The organism is Paraburkholderia sp. BL6665CI2N2 (assembly GCF_004366535.1).
In the GTDB taxonomy this organism is placed as follows: domain Bacteria; phylum Pseudomonadota; class Gammaproteobacteria; order Burkholderiales; family Burkholderiaceae; genus Paraburkholderia.
Window position 1 is genome coordinate 17025 of the sequence record NZ_SORC01000003.1, and the last position, 21192, is coordinate 38216.

Annotated in this window: 15 protein-coding genes and 4 pseudogenes; 9 read left to right on the forward strand and 10 right to left on the reverse strand. The window is 56.4% G+C overall.

Features of this window, described 5'->3' with window-relative positions:
* Positions 1–4 precede the first annotated feature (4 nt).
* From B0G81_RS41525 to B0G81_RS41540, 4 genes and pseudogenes are all read left to right on the forward strand, one after another.
* On the forward strand, positions 5–1111 hold the full coding sequence (locus tag B0G81_RS41525) for an S-(hydroxymethyl)glutathione dehydrogenase/class III alcohol dehydrogenase (protein WP_134143912.1): 1107 nt from the start codon (positions 5–7) through the stop codon (positions 1109–1111).
* Between the two features lie 24 nt (positions 1112–1135).
* A complete protein-coding gene (locus B0G81_RS41530) occupies positions 1136–1792 on the forward strand; it encodes a glutathione S-transferase (RefSeq protein ID WP_243856912.1) in 657 nt (218 codons plus the stop codon).
* Between the two features lie 274 nt (positions 1793–2066).
* Positions 2067–2723, forward strand: a pseudogene (locus tag B0G81_RS41535) (IS110 family transposase); the annotation flags it as partial.
* Between the two features lie 331 nt (positions 2724–3054).
* The gene (locus B0G81_RS41540; protein WP_134143914.1) at positions 3055–3771 is read left to right on the forward strand and encodes an IS6 family transposase; all 717 of its coding nucleotides are present in this window, start codon (positions 3055–3057) and stop codon (positions 3769–3771) included.
* 257 nt (positions 3772–4028) lie between these two features.
* On the opposite strand, the gene B0G81_RS41545 is transcribed toward B0G81_RS41540, so the two are convergent.
* Positions 4029–5231 carry a porin gene (locus tag B0G81_RS41545; protein ID WP_134143915.1) on the reverse strand — a complete coding sequence of 401 codons (1203 nt, stop codon included), beginning with the start codon at positions 5229–5231 and terminating at the stop codon, positions 4029–4031.
* A 1705-nt stretch (positions 5232–6936) separates the two neighbouring features.
* Here B0G81_RS41545 and B0G81_RS41550 point away from each other — a divergent pair.
* From B0G81_RS41550 to B0G81_RS44070, 4 genes and pseudogenes are all read left to right on the forward strand, one after another.
* Positions 6937–8016, forward strand: a complete 1080-nt coding sequence (locus tag B0G81_RS41550) for an aromatic ring-hydroxylating dioxygenase subunit alpha (protein ID WP_243856913.1) — start codon at positions 6937–6939, stop codon at positions 8014–8016.
* A gap of 193 nt (positions 8017–8209) precedes the next feature.
* A complete protein-coding gene (locus tag B0G81_RS41555; protein WP_134143916.1) occupies positions 8210–10063 on the forward strand; it encodes a sulfatase-like hydrolase/transferase in 1854 nt (617 codons plus the stop codon).
* A 28-nt stretch (positions 10064–10091) separates the two neighbouring features.
* Positions 10092–10308, forward strand: a pseudogene (locus B0G81_RS45230) (amino acid permease); the annotation flags it as partial.
* A 110-nt stretch (positions 10309–10418) separates the two neighbouring features.
* Positions 10419–10556 (forward strand): hypothetical protein, encoded by a 138-nt coding sequence (locus tag B0G81_RS44070; protein WP_166679208.1) that lies wholly within the window; start codon positions 10419–10421, stop codon positions 10554–10556.
* A 212-nt stretch (positions 10557–10768) separates the two neighbouring features.
* On the opposite strand, the pseudogene B0G81_RS44285 reads toward B0G81_RS44070, so the two are convergent.
* A pseudogene (locus B0G81_RS44285) lies at positions 10769–10892 on the reverse strand (IS6 family transposase); the annotation flags it as partial.
* 142 nt (positions 10893–11034) lie between these two features.
* On the reverse strand, positions 11035–11694 hold the full coding sequence (locus B0G81_RS45720) for a heme-binding protein (RefSeq protein ID WP_347877487.1): 660 nt from the start codon (positions 11692–11694) through the stop codon (positions 11035–11037).
* Between B0G81_RS45720 and B0G81_RS41575 the strand changes: the two are divergent.
* Positions 11581–12656: pseudogene (locus B0G81_RS41575) on the forward strand (IS4 family transposase). The gene B0G81_RS45720 and the pseudogene B0G81_RS41575 overlap by 114 nt on opposite strands.
* A 250-nt stretch (positions 12657–12906) precedes the next feature.
* Here the strand turns inward: B0G81_RS41575 and B0G81_RS41580 are convergent.
* From B0G81_RS41580 to B0G81_RS41610, 7 genes are all read right to left on the reverse strand, one after another.
* Positions 12907–13854 carry a PDR/VanB family oxidoreductase gene (locus B0G81_RS41580; protein ID WP_134143917.1) on the reverse strand — a complete coding sequence of 316 codons (948 nt, stop codon included), beginning with the start codon at positions 13852–13854 and terminating at the stop codon, positions 12907–12909.
* Positions 13855–13869: 15 nt separating this feature from the next.
* Positions 13870–15090 carry a formaldehyde dehydrogenase, glutathione-independent gene (fdhA, locus tag B0G81_RS41585; protein WP_134143918.1) on the reverse strand — a complete coding sequence of 407 codons (1221 nt, stop codon included), beginning with the start codon at positions 15088–15090 and terminating at the stop codon, positions 13870–13872.
* Positions 15091–15216: 126 nt separating this feature from the next.
* Positions 15217–16626, reverse strand: a complete 1410-nt coding sequence (locus tag B0G81_RS41590; protein WP_134143919.1) for an MFS transporter — start codon at positions 16624–16626, stop codon at positions 15217–15219.
* Positions 16627–16732: 106 nt separating this feature from the next.
* On the reverse strand, positions 16733–18304 hold the full coding sequence (locus tag B0G81_RS41595) for a bifunctional 3-(3-hydroxy-phenyl)propionate/3-hydroxycinnamic acid hydroxylase (protein ID WP_134143920.1): 1572 nt from the start codon (positions 18302–18304) through the stop codon (positions 16733–16735).
* Positions 18305–18309: 5 nt separating this feature from the next.
* The gene (locus B0G81_RS41600; protein ID WP_134143921.1) at positions 18310–19182 is read right to left on the reverse strand and encodes a fumarylacetoacetate hydrolase family protein; all 873 of its coding nucleotides are present in this window, start codon (positions 19180–19182) and stop codon (positions 18310–18312) included.
* 50 nt (positions 19183–19232) lie between these two features.
* On the reverse strand, positions 19233–20144 hold the full coding sequence (locus tag B0G81_RS41605; RefSeq protein ID WP_208328650.1) for a VOC family protein: 912 nt from the start codon (positions 20142–20144) through the stop codon (positions 19233–19235).
* Positions 20145–20155: 11 nt separating this feature from the next.
* Positions 20156–21184 (reverse strand): amidohydrolase family protein, encoded by a 1029-nt coding sequence (locus B0G81_RS41610; protein ID WP_134143923.1) that lies wholly within the window; start codon positions 21182–21184, stop codon positions 20156–20158.
* Positions 21185–21192: the final 8 nt, after the last annotated feature.

The following is a 21192-nucleotide window of genomic DNA, read 5'->3' on the forward strand; positions in this document are numbered from 1 at the left end:
GTCAATGAAAACCAAAGCAGCAATCGCATGGAAAGCCGGCGCCCCGTTGACGATCGAAGAAGTGGACCTGGAAGGTCCGCGCGCCGGTGAAGTCCTGATTGAAGTGAAAGCGATGGGTATCTGCCACACCGACTACTACACGCTCTCGGGCGCCGATCCGGAGGGCATCTTCCCGGCGATTCTCGGCCACGAAGGCGCGGGCGTGATCGTCGATGTGGGCCCGGGTGTCGGCACGTTGAAGAAGGGCGACCACGTCATTCCGCTGTACACGCCTGAATGCCGTCAGTGCAAATTCTGTCTGTCGCGCAAGACTAATCTTTGCCAGGCGATCCGTTCGACGCAAGGCAAGGGCCTGATGCCCGATGCCACGTCGCGTTTCTCGCTGGATGGCAAGCCGCTGTTTCACTACATGGGCACGTCCACGTTCTCGAACTACATCGTCGTGCCGGAAATCGCGGTCGCGAAGGTGCGTGAAGACGCGCCGTTCGACAAGATCTGCTATATCGGCTGCGGCGTGACGACGGGCGTCGGCGCTGTCGTGTATTCAGCGAAAGTCGAAGCAGGCGCGAACGTGGTGGTGTTTGGTCTCGGCGGCATCGGGTTGAATGTGATCCAGGGCGCGAAGATGGTTGGCGCGGACAAGATCATCGGCGTCGATATCAACCCCGGCCGCATTGAACTGGCGAAGAAATTCGGCATGACCCACTTCATCAACCCGAATGAAGTCGAGAACGTGGTCGACCATATCGTGCAACTCACCGACGGCGGCGCCGATTATTCGTTCGAATGCATCGGCAACACCAAGGTGATGCGTCAGGCGCTGGAGTGCACGCACAAGGGTTGGGGTCAGTCGTTCATCATCGGCGTGGCGGCTGCGGGCGAAGAGATCAGCACGCGTCCGTTCCAGCTGGTGACGGGCCGCGAGTGGAAGGGCTCGGCATTCGGCGGCGCACGTGGCCGCACGGACGTGCCGAAGATCGTCGACTGGTATATGGAAGGCAAGATCAATATCGACGACCTGATCACCCACCGTCTGCCGCTCGAACGCATCAACGAAGGCTTCGATCTGATGAAGAAGGGCGAGTCGATCCGCTCGGTCGTGCTGTACTGATAGAGAAGCAAGGCAGACGAACGATTGAATCGGAATTTCCAGGTTAATTTGGGTTACCAAGTAGTAAATTGGAGAGTACGTATGATCAACCTTTACGATTTCGAATTGTCGGGAAGTTGCTACAAAATCAGACTCTTCCTGAATATTCCGGGCGTAGAGTATGCAGCCGAGTCCGTCGATTTCGTTCACAAGGAACACAAGACAGAGAAGTACACAGCATTAAACCCGTTCGGCGAGCTGCCGATCTTCGAAGACGGTGACACGCGTTTGCGCGATGCTCAGGCTATCCTTGTGTACCTGGCAAAGAAGTACGATCGCTCGAATCAGTGGTTTCCTGACGATGCGGAATCGATGGGCAAGATCATGCAATGGCTGTCGACGGGCGGCGGCGAGATCATGAATGCCGCAGGTGCGCGCCTGGTGAAGATTCTGGACTACCCACTTGATCTCGCGAAGTTGCAGGCGGACGCACGCCGCGTATTCAAGATCATGGATGCGCATCTGGCCACGCGAGAGTGGCTCGAACTTGGTCACCCGACTATCGCCGACATCGCCTGTTTTCCTTACACCGCGCTGGCCTGGCAAGGCGACATCGATTTGGCTGAGTATCCGAATGTGCGACGGTGGCTGGTGCGTTTCAGGGCGATGGATCGCTTCATCGCCATGCCGGGCGTCGAATAGACTACCTGATGTGAGGGGGCGCGAGATCGCTCTCGCTTTTGACCGGACAGTTGTCTTGCCTGAGTTGATGATGACTATAGGAGCCATGCTTCGGCGCCAGTCGGCGATGATGATGGCGCTAACTCAATTCTGGTGTGTCCTTTGATTTTCGTGCAATTTGCGACGATAGAGTGGCCTCGATTTCATGCGGCTTTGCGCGTCGTTCTTATTAAAATGCTACGGAAAATCAAGCACTTCCTGTCGATCGTTTTTGCTCTGAATACTCTGTTAAAGTAAATCCCGTACGGCATTGGCCAATCAGATCCGCGGCTTGCTGAGCGAGTTCGGTATTGTTCTGCCGCAGGGCATCCGGCTGCTCGGACAAAGGGTCATCGAAGCCCTTTCCAATCGCGAGCATGAGCTTTGTGAACAGTTCCGGACCTTGATCCAGTTACTTGTGGAGCACTTACGCGAACTGGGCAACAAGGCAGCTGAACTGGAGGGGCGCATCCGCGCGATGCATCGTACGGATGAGGCAGGGCAACTTCTCGAAACAATTCCCGGAGTCGGACCGCTCACCGCTTCCGCGCTGGCAGCATCAATCGGTAACCCCCGAGCCTTTCGGCACGGCCGCGAACTCGCTGCATGGCTGGGTCTGGTCCAGCGCCAGCACTCCTCGGGAGGCAAGCCACGTTTGCTGGGCATCAGCAAGCGCGGCGATACAGCACTACGAACGCTTCTGATTCACGGCGCTCGTGCTGTTATCCGTATAGCAGCCAACAAACCTGAAATGACCGATTCGTGGGTCATGAAACTATGTCGACGCCGACACAAAAACATCGCCGCCGTTGCGCTTGCTGCAAAGAACGCCCGAACGGCTTGGGCCTTGCTAATTCGCAAGCAGGTCTATCAGGTTAGCCACGTGCCCGTGCGAGCTGACGTGACGGATTAACAGGCCCAGGTTCCAACGTAGACACACCACCACCTTCCAGAGGTTGCTTGAGCAGATTTTAATTCGATGACAAAACGGTCGGACCGTGGTGGGCCAAACCCGCTTTGCACCAAGGGCAATCAAGCCCGTGGCTCTGATGGGGTACCCACTCGCGGATATTCATCGTGGGCCCGCAGCAAGCGCTGCGAACCGAGCCCGGATACATGGCTGCAACCTCGACCCAATGCCAGAGAGTCAGACTGCTTGACGACTGGGAGTCGTCCATACATGGTGCAAATAGCGCGGGGGCGAATCGGTTAAGGTGTCGGGCCGAACAAATCGAGAACCGACGATGAGCAAGCTGAAGAGCCTGGATGAACTGTTCGCAGGCCGTCACTTTGACCGCGATGTGATCATTCTGTGTGTTCGCTGGTATCTGCGCTACAAGCTTAGCCTGCGCGATCTGGTCGAGATGATGGCCGAACGGGGTCTGTCGCTGGCGCACACGACGATCCTGCGCTGGGTGCGGCGCTTTGCGCCGGAGTTCGTCAAACGGTGGAACCGCTTTGGCGAGCCCACCGGCCAGTCGTGGCGCGTCGACGAGACTTACCTCAAGCTGCGCGGCAAGTGGGTCTATCTTTATCGAGCGGTGGATCGGGTGGGCCAGACGGTCGACTTCATGCTCAGCGCCAGGCGCGACGTGAAGGCGGCAAAAGCCTTTTTCAGGAAGGCAATCAAACATCAAGGCCAGCCACCGAAGACCATCACGCTTGACGGTTATGCAGCCTCGCACCGCGCCGTGCGCGAGATGAAGGCCGATGGCTTGGTGCCTGAGGACACGAAGGTCCGATCCTCGAAATATCTCAATAATCTGGTCGAGCAGGACCATCGCAACATCAAGTCCCGGACGAAAGTCATGCTCGGCTTCAAACGTTTCAGGAACGCAGCGATCACTCTCTCAGGTATTGAGTTGGTACATCGTATTCGCAAAGGCCAATTCAGCCTCGCGAAGCTCGGCCTCAAAGATACCGCTGTGCCCGCAGTCTGGAAGGCCGTCCTGTCTGCTTGATGAGGTATCCTTTATATAATAAAAATCTAGTCCAGACGGCCTATTTGCACCAGAGCCTCCGAGAGAAGGGACGCAAGGCAGCAAGTTTGATGACCAGCACGAAGTGCGGGAGCTTTGGATTGACCGGTATCACAAAGCCGGACGTTCGCACGTCCGAAGCTCGTATCCGATCGATGCCTGACTTATCGTTCAAACTCCGAAAGACTGCCACGCACCGAAGATGACGGTGCATGCAAATCGAGTCGCTCAGACCATCTTTAAAAATTGTGCCGAAGACCGACGGCCAAGATTTCGCTCTTGCCACCGGGTACAGGGCGCATGTCTGATGTGAACGACGCAGTACCCAACGCGTCATTTGCGAGCCTTGAGTACACTGCAAACAGTTGAGTCCGCTTACTAAGCAAATAGGTATATGTGATTGACCATGCCATCGCATCATCCTCAATCGATGAAAGCGGTACGCCGATGTTCGCTTGGCGTAACCCGCGATGCGTGCCGGCGACTCTTAACTTGGCTGCTGAGAGCCCCACTATGCTGTACGGAGTGAGCGGTATCTGTACCCCGCCGCCGAGCAGTTGATCGTTACCCAAAGTGCCTGGCAAACCTGTCGTCGCGGCCGCGGCATTCACGGCGTATCCCCGCTTGAGTTGATACGCGACCAAAAATTTTGCAAAGCCGGCATTATAGGTGGCACCTACGCCGTAATCCATTTGCTTAATCTGGCTGCCGGCTATTGGCGGAATATAAGATCCTACTACGTTCACATTGATCGGGCCGGCTGCGTAGTTTAGGCCAGCCATGCTGACTCTGGCGTTTCCTGTTGAAAAGGAAGGAGCACCGTTATCGAGCGATTGAATGATGGAAGCGGAAAAGCCGGAGATGGTCGGGCTAGAATATGAAATGGAGTTGCTCAGGCGCGCACCCACCGTATCGGAGTTCATCCCTGCCGATATAGCGCTCCCCATTGCGAACTCTAGATTGGCAAATGGATCGCCTGACATCCATCCGGACGCCGCGTAGGTGATTCCAAACGTTCTTGCCGGCGTCTGCTGGCGGCCGAGCCCGACTCGCCCAAAGTCTCCGGAGACGAAGATCAGTGACTGTCGGCCGAACAACTTCCCACCTTGTCCAAGCGTTCCATTGTTCAGGATGGGCTGTCCTTCCAATATGAAGCCACTTTTGAAGCCGTCGCCGAGATCCTCTGTACCGGTAAACCCAAAACTATTGGGGCTGAAGCCGGAACCTTCCACTATCCGGTGCCCCGTTCCGCTAGAAAACTGCGAAGCTATATATGTGTCCATCGTTCCGTAAAGAGTCACGGTGGATTGCGCAAACACGCCAGTGCTAACAAGGGAAAGAGCGCTCACCCTTACCAATGCCCTACCAATTTTAATCATTAGTTTACCTAAATTATGTGCGGACAAAACAAAAAGGTATATCAGATGGCTGATTGTCGACACTTCGGGCGTCTGCCACCACTGAACGCACCACCTGAAAAAACTCCGTCTGCGAATGTGCCTGACCGGATATCAATTGAACGGCGGATCGGACCCAACAACGTAAGCAGAGCCCCTATGTTGGCTGTGATATGTCGTCAATAGACGAGAATGTTTTTGCGCATCTAACAGCTTATGGCCTCCTGTGACGGGCTATCGCCGTTCGATAACGCAGTCAGCACAGGAATTACCGAAGCCTTTAAAGGCCATCCACTCAACGACCTTCGACCAAATCGAGGATCACCTGGACCTCCGGCAGAAGGCGCATGTTCTTCGCGTGGGAACCGCATCACTTTGATCTAGCCATTTTGGTTCCTCCGTACTCGCTGTACCACTGAACACGACGCAAGTTCAGAAGCGGCATGCTTACACCACAGCGCCTTCAACATTTTCGCATTGTAATACATGTTATGCATCTCTAGTATTGTTTTGTGCACAAAATATATTATACGCCAATAAAATGTACAAATTAGGAGTAACCCTCGGTCTGTGTTGCGTTGGCGTCAGAGAACACTGCTGCATCCTCAAATGCAATCGACGGGAAGAATGGGTACCGCGGTCAGCTCACAAAAAGTTATGTGGTGCGAGCCATGGACGCTCAAGATAATTGACGTGCAGGGATGAAGATCACGCCACGACTAACGATGTCGGCGGCGCATTGATAACGGTATCTCCATAGCTCGATTGTCCCAGCGGCAGGCGGTCTCACCTCCAGCGAGACGCGCTCGTCGAGTGCTCAGGCGAGCTCGATCCGCCGCGCCCACATTTAGCGATAGCGCGAGGTAAGCGCTGCATTTGGTGGTGTCGCGATTTTGACTAGTTACCTATGGGCACGGAGCCGTCGATAGCCGGTGATGGACTAGCGCGGCACTCTGCCAACTCGGGAGATCGGCGAAGGCGTCATTCGAGGAAGCCTCGTTCAGCGGCCCCTTGATGTCATCATCGACAAGTTTGCACTCTCTAAGAAATAATATCTAATTCAGGCAGTTTAAGAATTCTGTCAATTATCATAGGGGTTTCCCGACTTGCAATATACAAAAATTGATGTAACATAATATCCTACATAATATCGTTGCCGGGAAAGCGGTCGCGTCCGCGTCAAAGAGGTACAAGAAGAGGTACAAGATTCGGTAAAAATGCCATGACGAGACCCCCGCACCCACGTCGTTGCGGCGGAGCCCGAACTGCTCTCGGATCGAATGCCGACTTCGGAGCGTGCGCGCCGTATCAGCGGACGGATCAGAGGTATGAGCGTCGTGAGCGGCGGTCCTAGGGGCTCGGGGTGCGACGACTGTGTCGGAGGCTGCTGCGCTGGTCCCGTGCTCTTTTTGCTTCGCCGTTTCGCGAGACAAACGCATGTTTAGCAGCGACGTCTGCGTTCCTCAAGAAAAAACTTCAGCTGGTTGGCTCTCGTGCTGCGACACACGTGCGCAATTCGGTGGCTGGCGAGCAAGGCATAGATGATTTGCACTGCTGACATTATCGGTATTGAGAGGCAGGTCACATTTGGAAACTGGTACGCGACACGGCGTTGCGGGGGCGGCTATCGCACTTGCATGTTTTTGAGGAGAGTCACGAAGAGCGCGCAACAGGTCGGTGTTCGGGGTTTGTCCAAGGCGCATCGGACACCCTTCTGGCGAGAGAGTTAAGGCATTCCTGTCGGGGGTGCATGATCAAACTATTGATTGGTAAGAGGGAAAGCATGAACTTTTTGCGAAACGTTTGGTACGTCGCAGCGTGGGATAAAGAAGTGGAGCAGGACGCTTTGTTTCAACGCAAGTTGTTGAACGAGCCTGTGCTTTTATTTAGAAATGATGCTGGTGTCGTACAGGCAATCTCCAACCGATGCGTTCATCGCTTCGCGCCCTTGCACCTCGGTAAGAAGATTAGCAACGGGGTGCAGTGTCCCTATCATGGGCTCGAATTCAACGGTCAGGGAACGTGTACAAAGAACCCGCAGGGTAATGGCGCGATTCCAAGGGCCGCAGCGGTCAAGTGCTACCCGGTACTTGAAAAATTCAGTGTGATCTGGATCTGGATGGGGGAAGCATCGAAGGCAGATGAGTCACTTATTCCCGATTTTTCTTGCATGAATCGGGAGGAAACGTACACCGCGAAACGGTATCTTAACGTCAACGCAAACTACGTGCTAGAGACCGATAACATCATGGACCTTAGCCACATTCAATATCTTCACCCAGGTACACTTGGCAGCCCTTCGGTGGGGGACGCGATTACGAGTGTCGAGCAAAACGGCACAACGGTGTATTCAAACCGTCAGACCGTGGCGGATATCCTGCCGGAATTCCTTTATCGGCAGAGGCGCATACCGATCGGGACGCCTGTTGATCGATGGATTGACGTGCGCTGGGACCCTCCAGCATGCATGTTGCTCGATGCCGGATCCGTTGCGACCGGGCGGCCGCGTAGCGAAGGCGTTTCGAACAATGTCGTGCACTTGTTTTCGCCGGAAACGGACAACACATCGCATTACTGGTTTGGGGTCTGTAATCCTAAAGCGATGGGCGAGGAGGGAGAAACTCGGGCTGAAGAGTTTGTAACCGGGCTTGAGCACCCCTTCAAAAATGAGGATCTGCCCATGCTGGAAGCGCAGCAAAACATGATTGGCGAAAGTGAATTCTGGTCGCTCAGGCCCGTCTTGCTGCCAGGCGACGCTGCCGCGGTTCGAGCCCGGCGCGCGCTCGATAAGCTAATTGCCGACGAGCAACGGAGCGCACAGCAAGCTTGACGCTCGGCGAGTAAGGCGGAGAACAGCCATATCGTTCCGTAACGTTGGCGCGTAAAGCGTTCGTAGATCGCTTGGATACATCACGGAAAGGCGCTTTTTTTCGGCGGACAATCACTTGGCAAGTACTTTTGAGTAAAAGCGTTGTAATTTCGTCCGCTCACTAGCAACGTCAAAATGCAAGGAGACAAGTTGTATGAATGACGACAAGCGTGACCAACACGCGGTATCAGAGGCGGATCAACCAATCCACCAGGGCCGGCGCACCTTTCTCAGGGCGGCTGGCGCAATGGCGACGTTAGGGGCCGGTATCGACCCCAGTAGGGCCAGCCAGTCGTCTGAGGCCGGCACATCGGCGCCCAAGGTTGTCGGTACGCCAACGGTCGCTCCCCGGATCGCACCTGAAGGGTACAACATCCTATTTATCTTAACCGATCAGGAAAGATATTTCGACAAATGGCCGTTCCCGGTGCCAGGTCGGGAAGCCCTGCGCCGCGATGGAATTACCTTCACGAATCATCAGATCGCGTCATGCGTGTGTTCGCCTTCACGTTCAACGATTTATACTGGCCAGCATATACAACATACAGGTATTTACGATAACGCTGGAATGCCGTGGCAAAAGGATCTATCGCCCGAGATTCGGACTGTCGGCGATATGCTGAAGGACGCTGGCTATTACGCCGCCTATCTCGGGAAGTGGCATCTAGGCGCTGATATGCGCAAGACCAAACAACCTTATGATGCGCCTCTCTCTGCATACAACCACACGATGGCCGAATACGGCTTCGATGATTACCTCGGCGTTGGGGATTTGGTTGGCAGCGCACGCGGGGGCTATAACTACGACGGCGTTACCACCGAGTTGGCAATAAGTTGGATGCGCAGCCACGCTCCACATCTCGCCAGCGAGAAAAAGAATTGGTTTCTCGCTGTCAATCTGGTGAATCCTCACGATATTATGTACGTGAACACCGACCCGCGTACGGTCGATGAGCAAAACAAGAATTCACCAATTTTGGGAAATGCGCGCCCACCAAGGGATGGGCTTTATCAAACCCGTTGGGATAACGTACCACTCGTCGCGTCACGCCGACAACCATACAACGATCTCGGCCGACCGGCGGCACAGGCGATGTTTAAGACGTCTATGGACGAACTTATCGGTGCGTTTCCGTTTACGGACGACCGACTCCGCACGTATCAAAACTATTATTTCAATTGCATCCGCGACTGCGATACACATATCGTGCGACTGCTTGAAACGTTGGACTCGTTGCAACTCAGTGACCGCACCGTTGTCATTTTGACATCCGATCACGGCGATCTCGGCGGAGCGCATCAACTTATAGGTAAGGGCGGGACTGCCTACACACCGCAAAATCACGTTCCGTTGATCATCCGCCATCCAGCGTACCCTGGCGGCAAGCGGTGCAATGCTCTAACTTCGCATATAGATATTGCTCCAACTTTGCTCGGATTGACGGGACTTGACAGTGAACGGATCAGAAGGCTCGCCGGGGACGCTGCCAAAGGACACAATCTTGCGCCCTTGCTAGGGATGCCTGAGTCAGTCAAAATCAATGAAGTGCGTCAGAGCGCATTGTTCAATTACGCAATGCTTAGCTTCTATGACAGTGAGTGGATACTAAAGGAAGTTAATACTCTCCGAAGCAAGGGAATATCGAAAGAAGAGATTCATCGCCTTGTCCTCGCTCAGCAACCCGATCTTCGTCTGCGTGGCGCCATTCGAAGCACTTTCGATGGACGATACCGGTTTACCCGCTACTTTTCGCTGATGAACTTCAACCGGCCCGCAACCCTTGAGGAACTCTTTGCCAACAACGATGTTGAGTTGTATGACACCTTTTCTGATCCTGGCGAGATGCGAAATCTCGCGGTCGATCGCATTGCCCACAGCGAGCTCCTCTTGGCCATGAACCAAAAGCTTAACGACTCTATCACCGTTGAGGTTGGCGATGATAGTCCGGACTTGATGCCCATCCGCGACGGTCAGGTGCAATTCGTGAACCTCGCGGGACATCTGTAACGCGCGTGGCCGTTTCGCTCGCGGCCGGTTCCCGGACGTGCCGAATTGGATATGGGCATTCTGCGCGCTCGTCATCATGGGCAGCGCCAATTTTGCGCCCTCAAACTGTACGGGGAATTCGAGTTCTGGTTTGCGTTAATCAAGATCGTGACGATCGTGCTCTGATGATCAACATGGGCATTGGAAACGGCGGGGTTCCTACCGGAATCCCAAGCCCGTGGAACCACGGCGGCTTCGTGCCCAATTGTGTGGTCGGCCGGCTCGGCGCGCTATCTATCCCGAATCAGCACGATGACGGCCCAACGCTTCCGCCGCGCAACCATGTAGAGGTCCGAGCAGGCGAACGGTAATACCCATGACCTTTAATGTTAATGTTGCAGTGCCTGTTAAAAGACTGGAATCAAAAGTTGCGATTGTGACGGGGGCAGCCGTCGGAATCGGAAAATCAACGTCGCAGTGGTTTGCAAAAGAAGGCGTGCGTAGTCATCTGTGACCTGAACACTCGCTCTGCGGGAGACGAAGCGGACCACATCTGCAGCGCGGTATCCCCGTGACTTCCGTACGGTTCTGTCGCAGTAAGGCAAGCGGGACATGCAAGGGCGATATGTGAAGGATGACTTATGAAACCAACGAGGAGGGTGTAAAAATTTTTGTGTAAACGGTCATTTGGCAGGAGACTGTCAGCAACAGGAGCACAGATGACCGTAGCGAGTAGGTCACGTACCACCGCGTGCACAGCATACATCACCTCAAGCGGATAATGCAGCCGCTTCAGAACCTTGGCGATGCCCGGAGCAAGCGTCGTTCGTGGCGTCAGTGTCTTCTTCATCGTGCGGCCAAAGCGTTTTCCTCAACCCCGAATTTTACCTCCCCCGCGTTAGTGCGACAGAGCCTCAAGGCCGTCAGAACCGGGTGTTTGTGTTGCCGTTATGGAGGGATGTGCATGCTTGAGTTCAAAGGGCGTCGCGTCCTTATCGGTATAACAGGCCGACGGCTTCGATGCCCGCAATGCAGATCATCTCATCCTCGTCGCCAGTACCGCCGCTTGCGCCGATCGCGCCCAACACCACACGATTCGCCGAAGTGATCACCACCGCGCCCGTCTGCGGTACAAACGGTCCGCTCGTCGCCGCGCCAATCGCGTCGAAGAAAGCAGGGTTTTCTTTTGCTCGTTGCAGCAGCGTGCGAGACATGATGCTCATACCGAACGCGGCTGCCGCCTTGCCGTACGCAATGTCGATTCGCAACGCAGTCGCGCCGTCGTCGCGGCTGATCAGTTTCAGGAGGCCGGCCTCGTCTAGCACGACGATGGCCATTGGCTTCAACCCTTCTTGTTGGGCACGTTCACGCGCGGCGGCGACAATATGGTTTGCTAGAGTGAGCGAAAGCTGCTCCATTAGAAGTTCCTCACATCGTTTCCTTGGTGGGTCGATCTCACATTTAAACTCAGTAGTGTCCGGTTTATTTGAGGTCGACCGGCTGAAGAGCGTCTGTTGACACCGCTGTTTGCGCAAGTCATCGAGTTTGTGCCGTGGAAGACGTTTGGCCGGATCATCGAGCGACACGGTGCCGACGCGGGAGTGCGCACGCTTGGCTGTGCCGATCTTTTTCGCATCATGGCCTTCGCCCAACTTACCTGGTGCGAATCCCTGCGCGACATCGAGGTCTGTCTGTTTGCGAATCGGGGAAGCTGTTTCATATGGGCTTGAAGAACGTGCCAGCACGCTCTACATTGTCGGATGCGCTGAATCTGCGCGACTGGCGCATCTATCACGCACTGGCGATGCGGCTCATCGCCCGCGCCCGAACGCTGTTTGCCGCCAAGTCGCTGGACATCGATCTCGATGCGAGGGTCTATGCACTCGATGCTACGACGATAGACTTGTGCCTGTCCCTGTTCGAGTGGGCGCCATTTCGCACGGCCAAGGCAGCGGTCAAGATGCATACGCTGCTGGATTTGCGCGGCGCGATCCCCGCTTTCATTCACATCAGCGACGGCAAGATGCACGACGTCGGCGTGCTCGATCTTCTGCCGATCGAGGCGGGCGCGTTCTACGTCATGGACCGCGGCTATCTGGATTTCGCACGACTGTACAAGCTCCATCAGACTGGTGCCTTTTTCGTTACGCGCGCCAAGTCCAATCTGAAGGCGCGTCGCGTTTATTCGACCGCGACCGATCGCGGCACGGGTGTGATCTGCGATCAGAGTGTCGCCTTGATTGGCTTCTACCCCGTGAAAAAAATACCCCGAACGTCTGCGACGCTGCCGCCACGGACTATCGCTGCGCTTTACCGCAACCGCTGGCAGGTCGAGCTGTTCTTCAAATGGATCAAGCAACACCTTCGCATCAAGCGATTTCTCCGCACGAGCGAGAACGCCGTGAAGACGCAAATCTGGTGCGCCGTCACCACCTATGTGCTGATCGCCATCGTCAAGAAGGAGCTTCATCTCGATGCCTCTCTCTATACGTTGCTACAGATTTTTTCAGTCTCCGTGTTTGAGAAAATGCCTATTTCGCAGGCTCTATGCTTCGATCTGCCGTCTTCAGGCACACCTCTATCACGTAACCAACTGAATTTGTTAAAAATTTAACCGGACGCTACTGATTTAAACTATTTAAAAATGAGTCTTGTGGGTTCAAATCACGAATGATCGCATCCGGGTCAGTCACGGGCGCACGATGGGATCACCGCTCACTCCTCAGGAAACCGCGTGGCAGTGTTCTTGCGTATGCCCACGTGCCCGGCGTTTCACACGCTGCAACCTGGCAAAAGATCACAGCAGTCTTTCCGATTCGACGCGAGCAGACGCTTATGTGCCTGGATGTCCACGTTGCCTAGAATCAAAGACCGAGAGTGAGCGTTGGCGATCGCGATCTTGAGCAACACGGTAAAAACTGGTCGTTTGCCGCCCGTTCTTCGTCAGTCAGATACATGTCCCGATGGTCCGGCTGGCCCGCGAGCACTCGCGTTAGGCACGTTCCGCACACGCCCTGTTCACAAGAGGTGGGAATATCGACCCCCTGGGATGCCAATGCCTGCACGACGGTCTCGTGTGCTGCGATCTCGATCAGTTTGCCGGTACTCGCGAGTCTGACCTGAAAGCAACTGTTGACCTGCTTTGCGACGGCCCCTACGCCGAAGTATTCCCGATGTACATTGGCCGGATTCCATCCGCGTGCTGCAGTTTCATTCAATACCGCATCAATAAAACCTGCCGGACCGCATACATACAGGTGGGTGGTCGCTTTGGGGAACGAGAGTATGCGTTTCAAATCCAAGCGCTCCGACGCGGGAGCACAATCGTGGTACATGTGCACATAGGATCGAATGTCTGGCTCGGAAAGGCGGTCGCGGAATGCCGTGCGGGATGGCTCGCGTGTACCGTAGTGCATCTCGAACGACGTGCCGACATTTAGGAGCTGTTCGGCCATGCAGAGAATCGGCGTTATACCTATCCCACCTGCGAGCAGGATAGAATGACCCGCATCGTAGGTCAGCGGAAAATGATTCCTCGGCTCACCGATTTCGACGGTATCGCCTTCAGCCAGAGCGTGCATCGCGATCGAGCCGCCGCGTGAGTTCGGATCGCGCAGAACACCAATACGGTAGATATGGGTTTCGCTCGGAGGGTTGCAAAGGGAATACTGGCGGACAAGACCGTCGCGCAATTGAACATCAATATGCGCCCCAGCTGAGAAGGGCGGCAAAGCTTTGCCTTCAGGATGGCTCAGATCGAGGACACAGATGTCGGTAGCGACCTCTCGTCGGGCAATGACATTGACTTTCATGGCGTACACCTTTCTTCAAACGGTAATCGCTTCATTCTCGTGCGCTGCCAGCACACCATGCGGGTCGATCACAAACTTCTTCGATACGCCAGCATCGAATGCCGAGTATCCAGCGGGAGCCTGGTCGAGCGGGATAATCTGGACGTTGACGGCGCTGGCGATATCGATGCGGTCCCATAGGATCGCCTGCATCAGCGCGCGATTGTATTTCATCACTGGTGTCTGTCCCGTAAAAAAACTGTGTGACTTTGCCCAGCCTAGACCGAGCCGCACTGAGAGGCTGCCGCGGCGCGCGGCCGCGTCAGCGGCCCCAGGATCGTCAGTCACGTACAGTCCCGGTATACCAATCCGACCAGCTACACGGGTGACTTCCATCAGCGCGTTGAGCACGCTGGCGGGGGCCTCGTGCTGTGAACCGGAGTGCCCATGACCGCGCGCTTCAAAGCCCACACAGTCGATCGCGCAGTCGACCTCGGGTTCGCCCAGGATGACCGCGATCTGATCTGCGAGTGACGCATCCTGCGACAGGTCCACGGTCTCGAACCCCACTTTGCGTGCGTGCTCGAGTCGCGTCGGATTGACGTCGCCCACAATCGTCACCGCCGCGCCGAGCAACCGGGCGGACGCGGCCGCCGCCATACCAACGGGCCCTGCGCCTGCGATATAAACGGTTGTACCGGGGCGAACGCCAGCGGTTACCGCACCGTGATAACCCGTCGGCAGAATGTCCGACAGACAGGTGAGGTCGCGAATCTTCTGCATCGCGCGGTCGCGGTCGGGGAATTTCAGCAGGTTGAAGTCCGCATACGGCACCATTACGTACTCAGCCTGCCCCCCGATCCAGCCACCCATATCCACGTATCCGTAGGCCCCACCGGGGCGAGCAGTATTCACGTTGAGGCACACGCCGGTGTTCATGGTTTTGCACATTGGGCAGCGCCCACATGCGACGTTAAATGGTACCGAGACCAGATCCCCCTTCTGAAGCGTCAACACGTCGGTCCCGAGCTCGATCACCTCGCCGGTGATCTCGTGTCCGAGCACCAGTCCAGACAAGGCGGTAGTACGCCCCCGCACCATGTGCTGGTCGGAGCCACAGATGTTGGTAGACACCACGCGCAGTATCACCGCGTGGTTCGCCTTGCGTCCTGTCGGATCCACCATGTCTGGGAAAGGAATTGAACGCACCTCGACCTTACCTGGCTCAACATACACCACACCTCTGTTACCTGACATTTGAGTCTCCTTCGAGAAAGATTTTGGACTGGGTTCGTACGCGGCCAGGAGACATTTCCGCGCGTTGGAGCGGCGCGGCGTGGCTCGGCATTGACGGGATAGCGAAGGTCGCGCCCGTTTCTGTGGTCACTTGTTGAGGAATGCGGATGTTGCTTCCATCAATGGTTGCTCACGACCATGCAGTTCGCTTGCCCGATCATTAGCCGGTGCAACGATCGATGCTATCTCAGTCTTACCAAATGAAATCACGATGCTCGCAGCTGCAGCAGCCCCGCAAAACAAGGCAAACGTCATAAACGGGCTGGGGTTGATCGAAGCGATGACGCCGACGATAAGTGGCCCTAGGATGCCGCCGACGCGGTTCAATCCGATTGCGACGCCGATACCGGTACCACGTACCTCGGTGCGGTAGCACATCGCTTGGTAGTTATTGAGAATCGCCTGTGATCCAAAGATAAAAAAACCTGCCATGGCGACCATCGCGATAGTCGCCATGGGAGCGCGTCCGAGAAACAGCGCGAGACAACCCAACGAGAGGGCGGCAGCCAGATACCCAACGATCATTACGCGAATGCGGCTTCCCACCTTGTCGGCAAACCATCCCATCGAGATGCCCCCAAAAACCGACGCGATCATGACGAGCGTGCCGTAGGCGAATCCCGAGGACACGCCTTGGCCTTGCGCTACGACGAGCGTGGGTAACCACCCGGTGAGTCCGTGAATACAGAAAAGGCTTAAGAACCCGGTAATCCAGTGAACGATGGTGTTGCGTCGATAGAGCGGCGACAGCAGATCTGCGAACGAACCGACGCGCTGAACTTTGTGCATCGGCTCAAACTTCGCGTCTCGGTAGAGATGCGCACGTTCGGGTCGCAACGTCGCAAGAAGCTTGCGCACCTGATCGTAGCGACGGTTCAGCGCGAGGTATTGGATCGATTCGGGCAACCAGAATGTTGCCGCGAGCGCGACGAACGCAGAGAGAATCCCCACTACGTACAGCGATTGCCATCCGTGTTGAGCGGTCAACGTAATTCCCGCGACGCCAGCGAAAATGCCGCCAGCAGAAAATCCAAACATGAACACCCAGGTCGCGTAGGTATTCGCGTGCCTGCGCGGAGCCCATTCGTTGATACAGGTTAGGGCCAAGGGCGTGACCATGCCCAGCGCTATGCCCAACAATAGCCTAAGCACTGAAAAACTCAGTGGGCTGTCGACCACAGTCGCCAGCGCGGCGCTCGCGACTGTGAGCAGCCAGAGCGCGAGTAGCATAACCTTGCGACGTCCAATTCGGTCGGACAGTAGCCCCTGGAGGACAGACCCCACCGATAGGCCAACGATGCCACTTGATAGCATGATGCCAATCATTGACGGTGACGGATTCCACATCTTGCGTATCAAAGGAATCACGTAGGCGGCGTTGAATAGATCGTAGCCGTCAAAAAACATGATAAATGCTACGAGTATCGCGAACCTTATGTGGAATCTTCCGATAGGTGCGTGCGCCAGTTCCTCGCGCGCGTTGATCAAGTTTTCCATGTTGTCTCCTGGTGTATCGGTAATCCGGATCCGTGTCTGCGCACGGTTTGCGGGGAAGCTACTGGGCAACGGAGGCTGGGCGAGTTGCACGCGGCGCCACTCTGCGTCACTGAATTGCACGGGCGACCTGCTCAAGCTGCTGCACAAGCTCGACGGCGTTTCTCGCGACCCCAAACACGTAGTGATCCGGCCGAACAATCGCCGCCTCGCACTGATGTTTGTCGAACCACCCGGCTAGCACTCCGTCGAGTTCTACAACGGCATCTACCTCGAAATCAATAACGGCGTGACGGTCATTGCCATCCATTTCCAACTGAATGAGGCACGCCCCCAGAGGCTTTGCCGCCGCTAGCGCTTCATTCGAAAGCACCGCGAGGCGAGCAGTCACGATGCGCCAGCCTTCGCCCACTGCAACGTCAAATAACACCTCCGTGTCTCCGCGCGCAATTCGCGGCTGCGGAAAAAGAGTGCCGTTGGCGGCATGGCCAACGTTCGAGAGCAGCCCTGCCTCGAGCGCCGGAACAATATCCTGGCGGGCAATCGTCTTGACCACTCCCCCCGCTTCACGCAACAGGCGTGCGTCACGTTCACGCGCGGCCTGAACGTCGCGTTCACAAATCAGTCGACCGATATCCTTGATACGCGTGGTCAACTGCTTCACGTGCGCACTGCGTTCGATGTGGTAAGTATCGAGCAGGGAATCGGGCGCATGTGAGCGCAGCACGAGATCGAGCTTCCAGATCAGGTTGACGACATCGCGCACGCCTTGACACATGCCTTGCCCGATGAATGGAGGCTGCTGATGCGCGGCGTCGCCCGCAATGAATACGCGACCCTTGCGCCATTCGCGGGCAACGAGAGCATGAAAGCGATAGCTCGCCGCGCGCCACAGTTCGCCGTCTTCAGGAGTCAGCCAGCGCGACAATAGTTTCCAGACCTGACCGTCATCCTGCATCGCGCGTGGATCTTCATCTGGCAGCAACATGATTTCCCACCGGCGGTGACTGTCAGGACCGATGATGTATGTGCAGGGTCGGTCCGGCTCGCAATACTGGATTGCGACCTTCGGCAGTTTTTTTATTCCCTTTTCGTTGACCCGCACGTCGACAACGAGCCAAGGTTCATCGAAATTCAGATCGTCGTACTCGATTCCCAGTTGGGTACGCACTGTGCTTGATGCGCCGTCGCAGCCGATCAGGTAGCGGCTGGTCACGGTTCGCTCGCCTCCGGTGTCGTCGTGTAAGCGCAGAGTGACGCCCTGTGCGTCCTGACTGAAGTCCACCAGCTCTGTGCCCAGCGCAATTTCGACACAGTCATACGACGCTGCACGGTCTCTCAGTGCGGCCTCGACGGGAGGTTGGGTGAACACCATCGTTGGCGTGTAGCCGAGCGGGTAGGGCTTTGGAACAGTGTCGATCCTTTTTATTAACTGGCCGTCGACCCCGTAGTACTCGGAAGGCGGGAAGACCGCCACATGCGGGGCGATGTGTTCTGCGACGCCGAGACCCTGAAACACGCGCATGATCTCGTGATCGACCGCTATCGCACGCGGCTTGTCGTACACGGTTCGAGTCCGGTCGATGCAAAGAGTACTGATTCCCAGCTTTCCGAGCAACCCGGTGGCAACCGCGCCAGACGGACCAAAGCCCACGACCACAATATCGAAATCGTTCTGCATACCGTTCACCATGTGGCCACTTCGTCCTGCACCGTGTTCTGTAGCAGGCCGACGCGTTCAATGTCGACCTCGACCCGATCGCCGTGCTTCATCCACACCGGCGGATTGCGCGCCCAGCCTACCCCAGCCGGCGTGCCCATTACGACAACATCGCCAGGTTCCAGCGTCAGACATTCGCTCAACAGTTCAATTGTCTCAGCGACGCCCCAGATCATGTCTGACGTATTTGTCTGCTGCATAACCTCCCCATTAAGGATGAGGCGCAGGGACAGGCCTTCGGCACCCGGCGGCAGCTCGTCTGCCGTCACTAGCCACGGACCGAATGCGCCAGTGCCGTCGAAGTTCTTGCCGATCGTCCATTGCGAAGTGCGCTTCTGATAGTCACGCACGGAGACATCGTTGAAGCACGAGTAGCCGAATACGTAGTCGAGTGCCTGCTCGCGCTTCACGTGACGCGCGCGCTTGCCGATCACGATGACCAGTTCCGCTTCATAGTCGAGCTTCTCGGAGATCTGCGGGCGGATCACCGGATCCTCATGCGCGATCAGCGAAGACGCGCCGCGAAAGAAAATCAGCGGGTAGACCGGCTTGAGGTTGCCGCCTTCCTTCGCGTGGTCGTAGTAGTTGTGGCCGAGGCAGACGATCTTGCCAGGCTCCGGTACCAACGGCGCAAGCGCCAGCGACTGAAACGGCACGCGATGATCGGAACCGGCGGCGATCGCCCGCTTCGCTGCCGCGGCAATATCCACGCCGGCCATGAGTGCCGCGCGCAGGTCCGCGGGCACTGCGGAGTCGGCCTTATTCAGGTCGATCACGTCTTCGTCATCGATGACACCAAGGCGAGTCGTATCGCCAGATTTGAAGGTAACCAGTTTCATTGTCTATTCCGAGGATTGGATGAGCTAACGCGGTGCGACGACACCGCCGACTATTTCTGTGTGGAAGCAGAGTCGAAAAAGAAGACCGTCTTCTGTGCCGCTTTCATCCGGTCGGACGGCGGCTTGCCGATGCCCCACTGGTCGATCCGGCCAGGCGGCCACTTCCAGTCGTCCGGACCACCGGTCCGATACGCGTCGTCGACCTGCTGCACTTCGGCGGTGTATTCGATGACAAAATCGAACGGACCAAGGAAGTACGCGAACGCGTTGTTACCGGGACCATGTCGCCCAACGCCCCATTCGATCGGATAACCCGCGTCGTTCATGCGGCCACCGCCGCGCATCACTGAGTCGAGGTCCGGCATGAGGAACGCGATGTGATTGAGCGAGTTTTCCTGTGAGTCCGCTAGTGCAATGCTGTGGTGATCGCTGGAGCATCGCATGAAGGCCATGATGCGCGTGCGGTCCGACAGGCGGAAGCCAAGCGCCTTCTCAAAGAATGGCTGCGCAACCGACACATCCTCGCTGTTCAGGACGACGTGTGTGATCTTCACCGGGCGGTCCTTGACGTCATGCGTATCGGTGTGGCGCTCATCTCCTGTCACAAAGCGCAGCACGCGGCCTTGGGGATCCTGCGCTTCCAGCTGCACACCGCCGCCCGGCCCGCTAACCGGCTCCGGACCGCTTAGCACACGGCCGCCATGTTCAGTGACGGAGTGGGCGATCGAATGCAGATCCGTTTCCGACGCGACGTTAAAAACCACGGCGCGCACATCGGCCCGATCGCTTTTGACGAGTACAAGGATATGGTGCGCTGCGCCCGTGCCGCGCAGATAAACGGCATCGTTCGTGCGGGCCACCGCCGCGAGATGCCAGGTATCGATGTAAAAGCGCTCGGCCGCATTGAGATCGGGTACGCCGATTTCGATTCCTCTTAAGCCCGTAATAAGGCACTGATTCATGTGGTGCTCCATCAACTGATTCCCAGAAATTCCTGGGCGTTTCGATATATGAGACGTTCGACAGTCGCCTCGTCGAGGTTTATTGACTCTGTCTGTCCGACGGGGTCGTGCTCCCGGAACGCAAACGGGTAGTCCGTGCCGAGCATGATCTGCGATTCGCCAAACGACGAAAGCAGGTGGCGAAGCGTAGCCTGATCGAAAACCAGCGAATCGTAGAAGAGCTTGCGTGCCTGTTCGGACGGCGACGCCTGTACGACGTCCCGCAACGGAGCAAAAACCTTGCATGCCTGCTCAAGACGAGGAAGCAATGAAGCGAGCGTGCCTCCCCCGTGACTGAATGCAATGCGCAACTGCGGCCGTCTCAACATCAAATTGCTGCAGAGGACCGATGCAGCGGCAAGGCCGACATCAGTGGGATAGGCTAGCGTCTGCAGCAGTTGAGCCGGTCCGACGAGACGCTCTTTCCCAGCCGGACGTAACGCGTGTACGAATACAGCGGCACCCAGGGCCTCGGCCGCTTCAAAAAACGGATCAAATTGCGGTGCCCCGATTGGTAGGCCGTTGACGTTGCTGCCGATTTCTACACCAGCAAATCCGGGCGTGCACATAATGCGCGTAAGTTCGCCGATGGCCACATCGATGTCCTGCAGCGGTACTGCTCCGAGGCCAACCATTCTCCCGCTGCTCTCGTCCACCATACCGGCGATCGTGCCATTCAGGTGTTGTACCAACAACAATGCCTCTTGGACAGGCATCCAGTAAGACAATAATTCAGGCATCGGTGAGACGGCCTGGACGCCAATACGCTGCTCATCCATATCGGCGATCCGCCTGCTGACGTCCCAGCAGCGATCGGAAACGGTGCGATACACCTTCCCGTCGATCATCACGTGGCGATGACATTCATGTGCCGGCACCATGGAAGGCCAGTCCGACGGTATTTTCGATCCGATATAGGCAGGGAACGTTGCCGGCACGATGTGCGAATGAACATCAATGCCGTGGCGATGCCCGCAAAGGCGGTGAATGGGGACAGGCATCGGAGTCC

What these genes read in the sequence shown, in the direction of transcription:
- B0G81_RS41525 (WP_134143912.1), top strand. Translation starts at nt 5, where the DNA reads ATGAAAACCAAAGCAGCAATCGCATGGAAAGCCGGCGCCCCGTTGACG.
- B0G81_RS41540 (WP_134143914.1), top strand. Translation starts at nt 3,055, where the DNA reads ATGAGCAAGCTGAAGAGCCTGGATGAACTGTTCGCAGGCCGTCACTTT.
- B0G81_RS41555 (WP_134143916.1), top strand. Translation starts at nt 8,210, where the DNA reads ATGAATGACGACAAGCGTGACCAACACGCGGTATCAGAGGCGGATCAA.
- B0G81_RS41605 (WP_208328650.1), bottom strand. Translation starts at nt 20,144, where the DNA reads ATGAATCAGTGCCTTATTACGGGCTTAAGAGGAATCGAAATCGGCGTA.
- B0G81_RS41595 (WP_134143920.1), bottom strand. Translation starts at nt 18,304, where the DNA reads ATGCAGAACGATTTCGATATTGTGGTCGTGGGCTTTGGTCCGTCTGGC.
- B0G81_RS41610 (WP_134143923.1), bottom strand. Translation starts at nt 21,184, where the DNA reads ATGCCTGTCCCCATTCACCGCCTTTGCGGGCATCGCCACGGCATTGAT.
- B0G81_RS41600 (WP_134143921.1), bottom strand. Translation starts at nt 19,182, where the DNA reads ATGAAACTGGTTACCTTCAAATCTGGCGATACGACTCGCCTTGGTGTC.
- B0G81_RS44070 (WP_166679208.1), top strand. Translation starts at nt 10,419, where the DNA reads ATGACCTTTAATGTTAATGTTGCAGTGCCTGTTAAAAGACTGGAATCA.
- fdhA (WP_134143918.1), bottom strand. Translation starts at nt 15,090, where the DNA reads ATGTCAGGTAACAGAGGTGTGGTGTATGTTGAGCCAGGTAAGGTCGAG.
- B0G81_RS41580 (WP_134143917.1), bottom strand. Translation starts at nt 13,854, where the DNA reads ATGAAAGTCAATGTCATTGCCCGACGAGAGGTCGCTACCGACATCTGT.
- B0G81_RS41590 (WP_134143919.1), bottom strand. Translation starts at nt 16,626, where the DNA reads ATGGAAAACTTGATCAACGCGCGCGAGGAACTGGCGCACGCACCTATC.
- B0G81_RS41550 (WP_243856913.1), top strand. Translation starts at nt 6,937, where the DNA reads ATGATCAAACTATTGATTGGTAAGAGGGAAAGCATGAACTTTTTGCGA.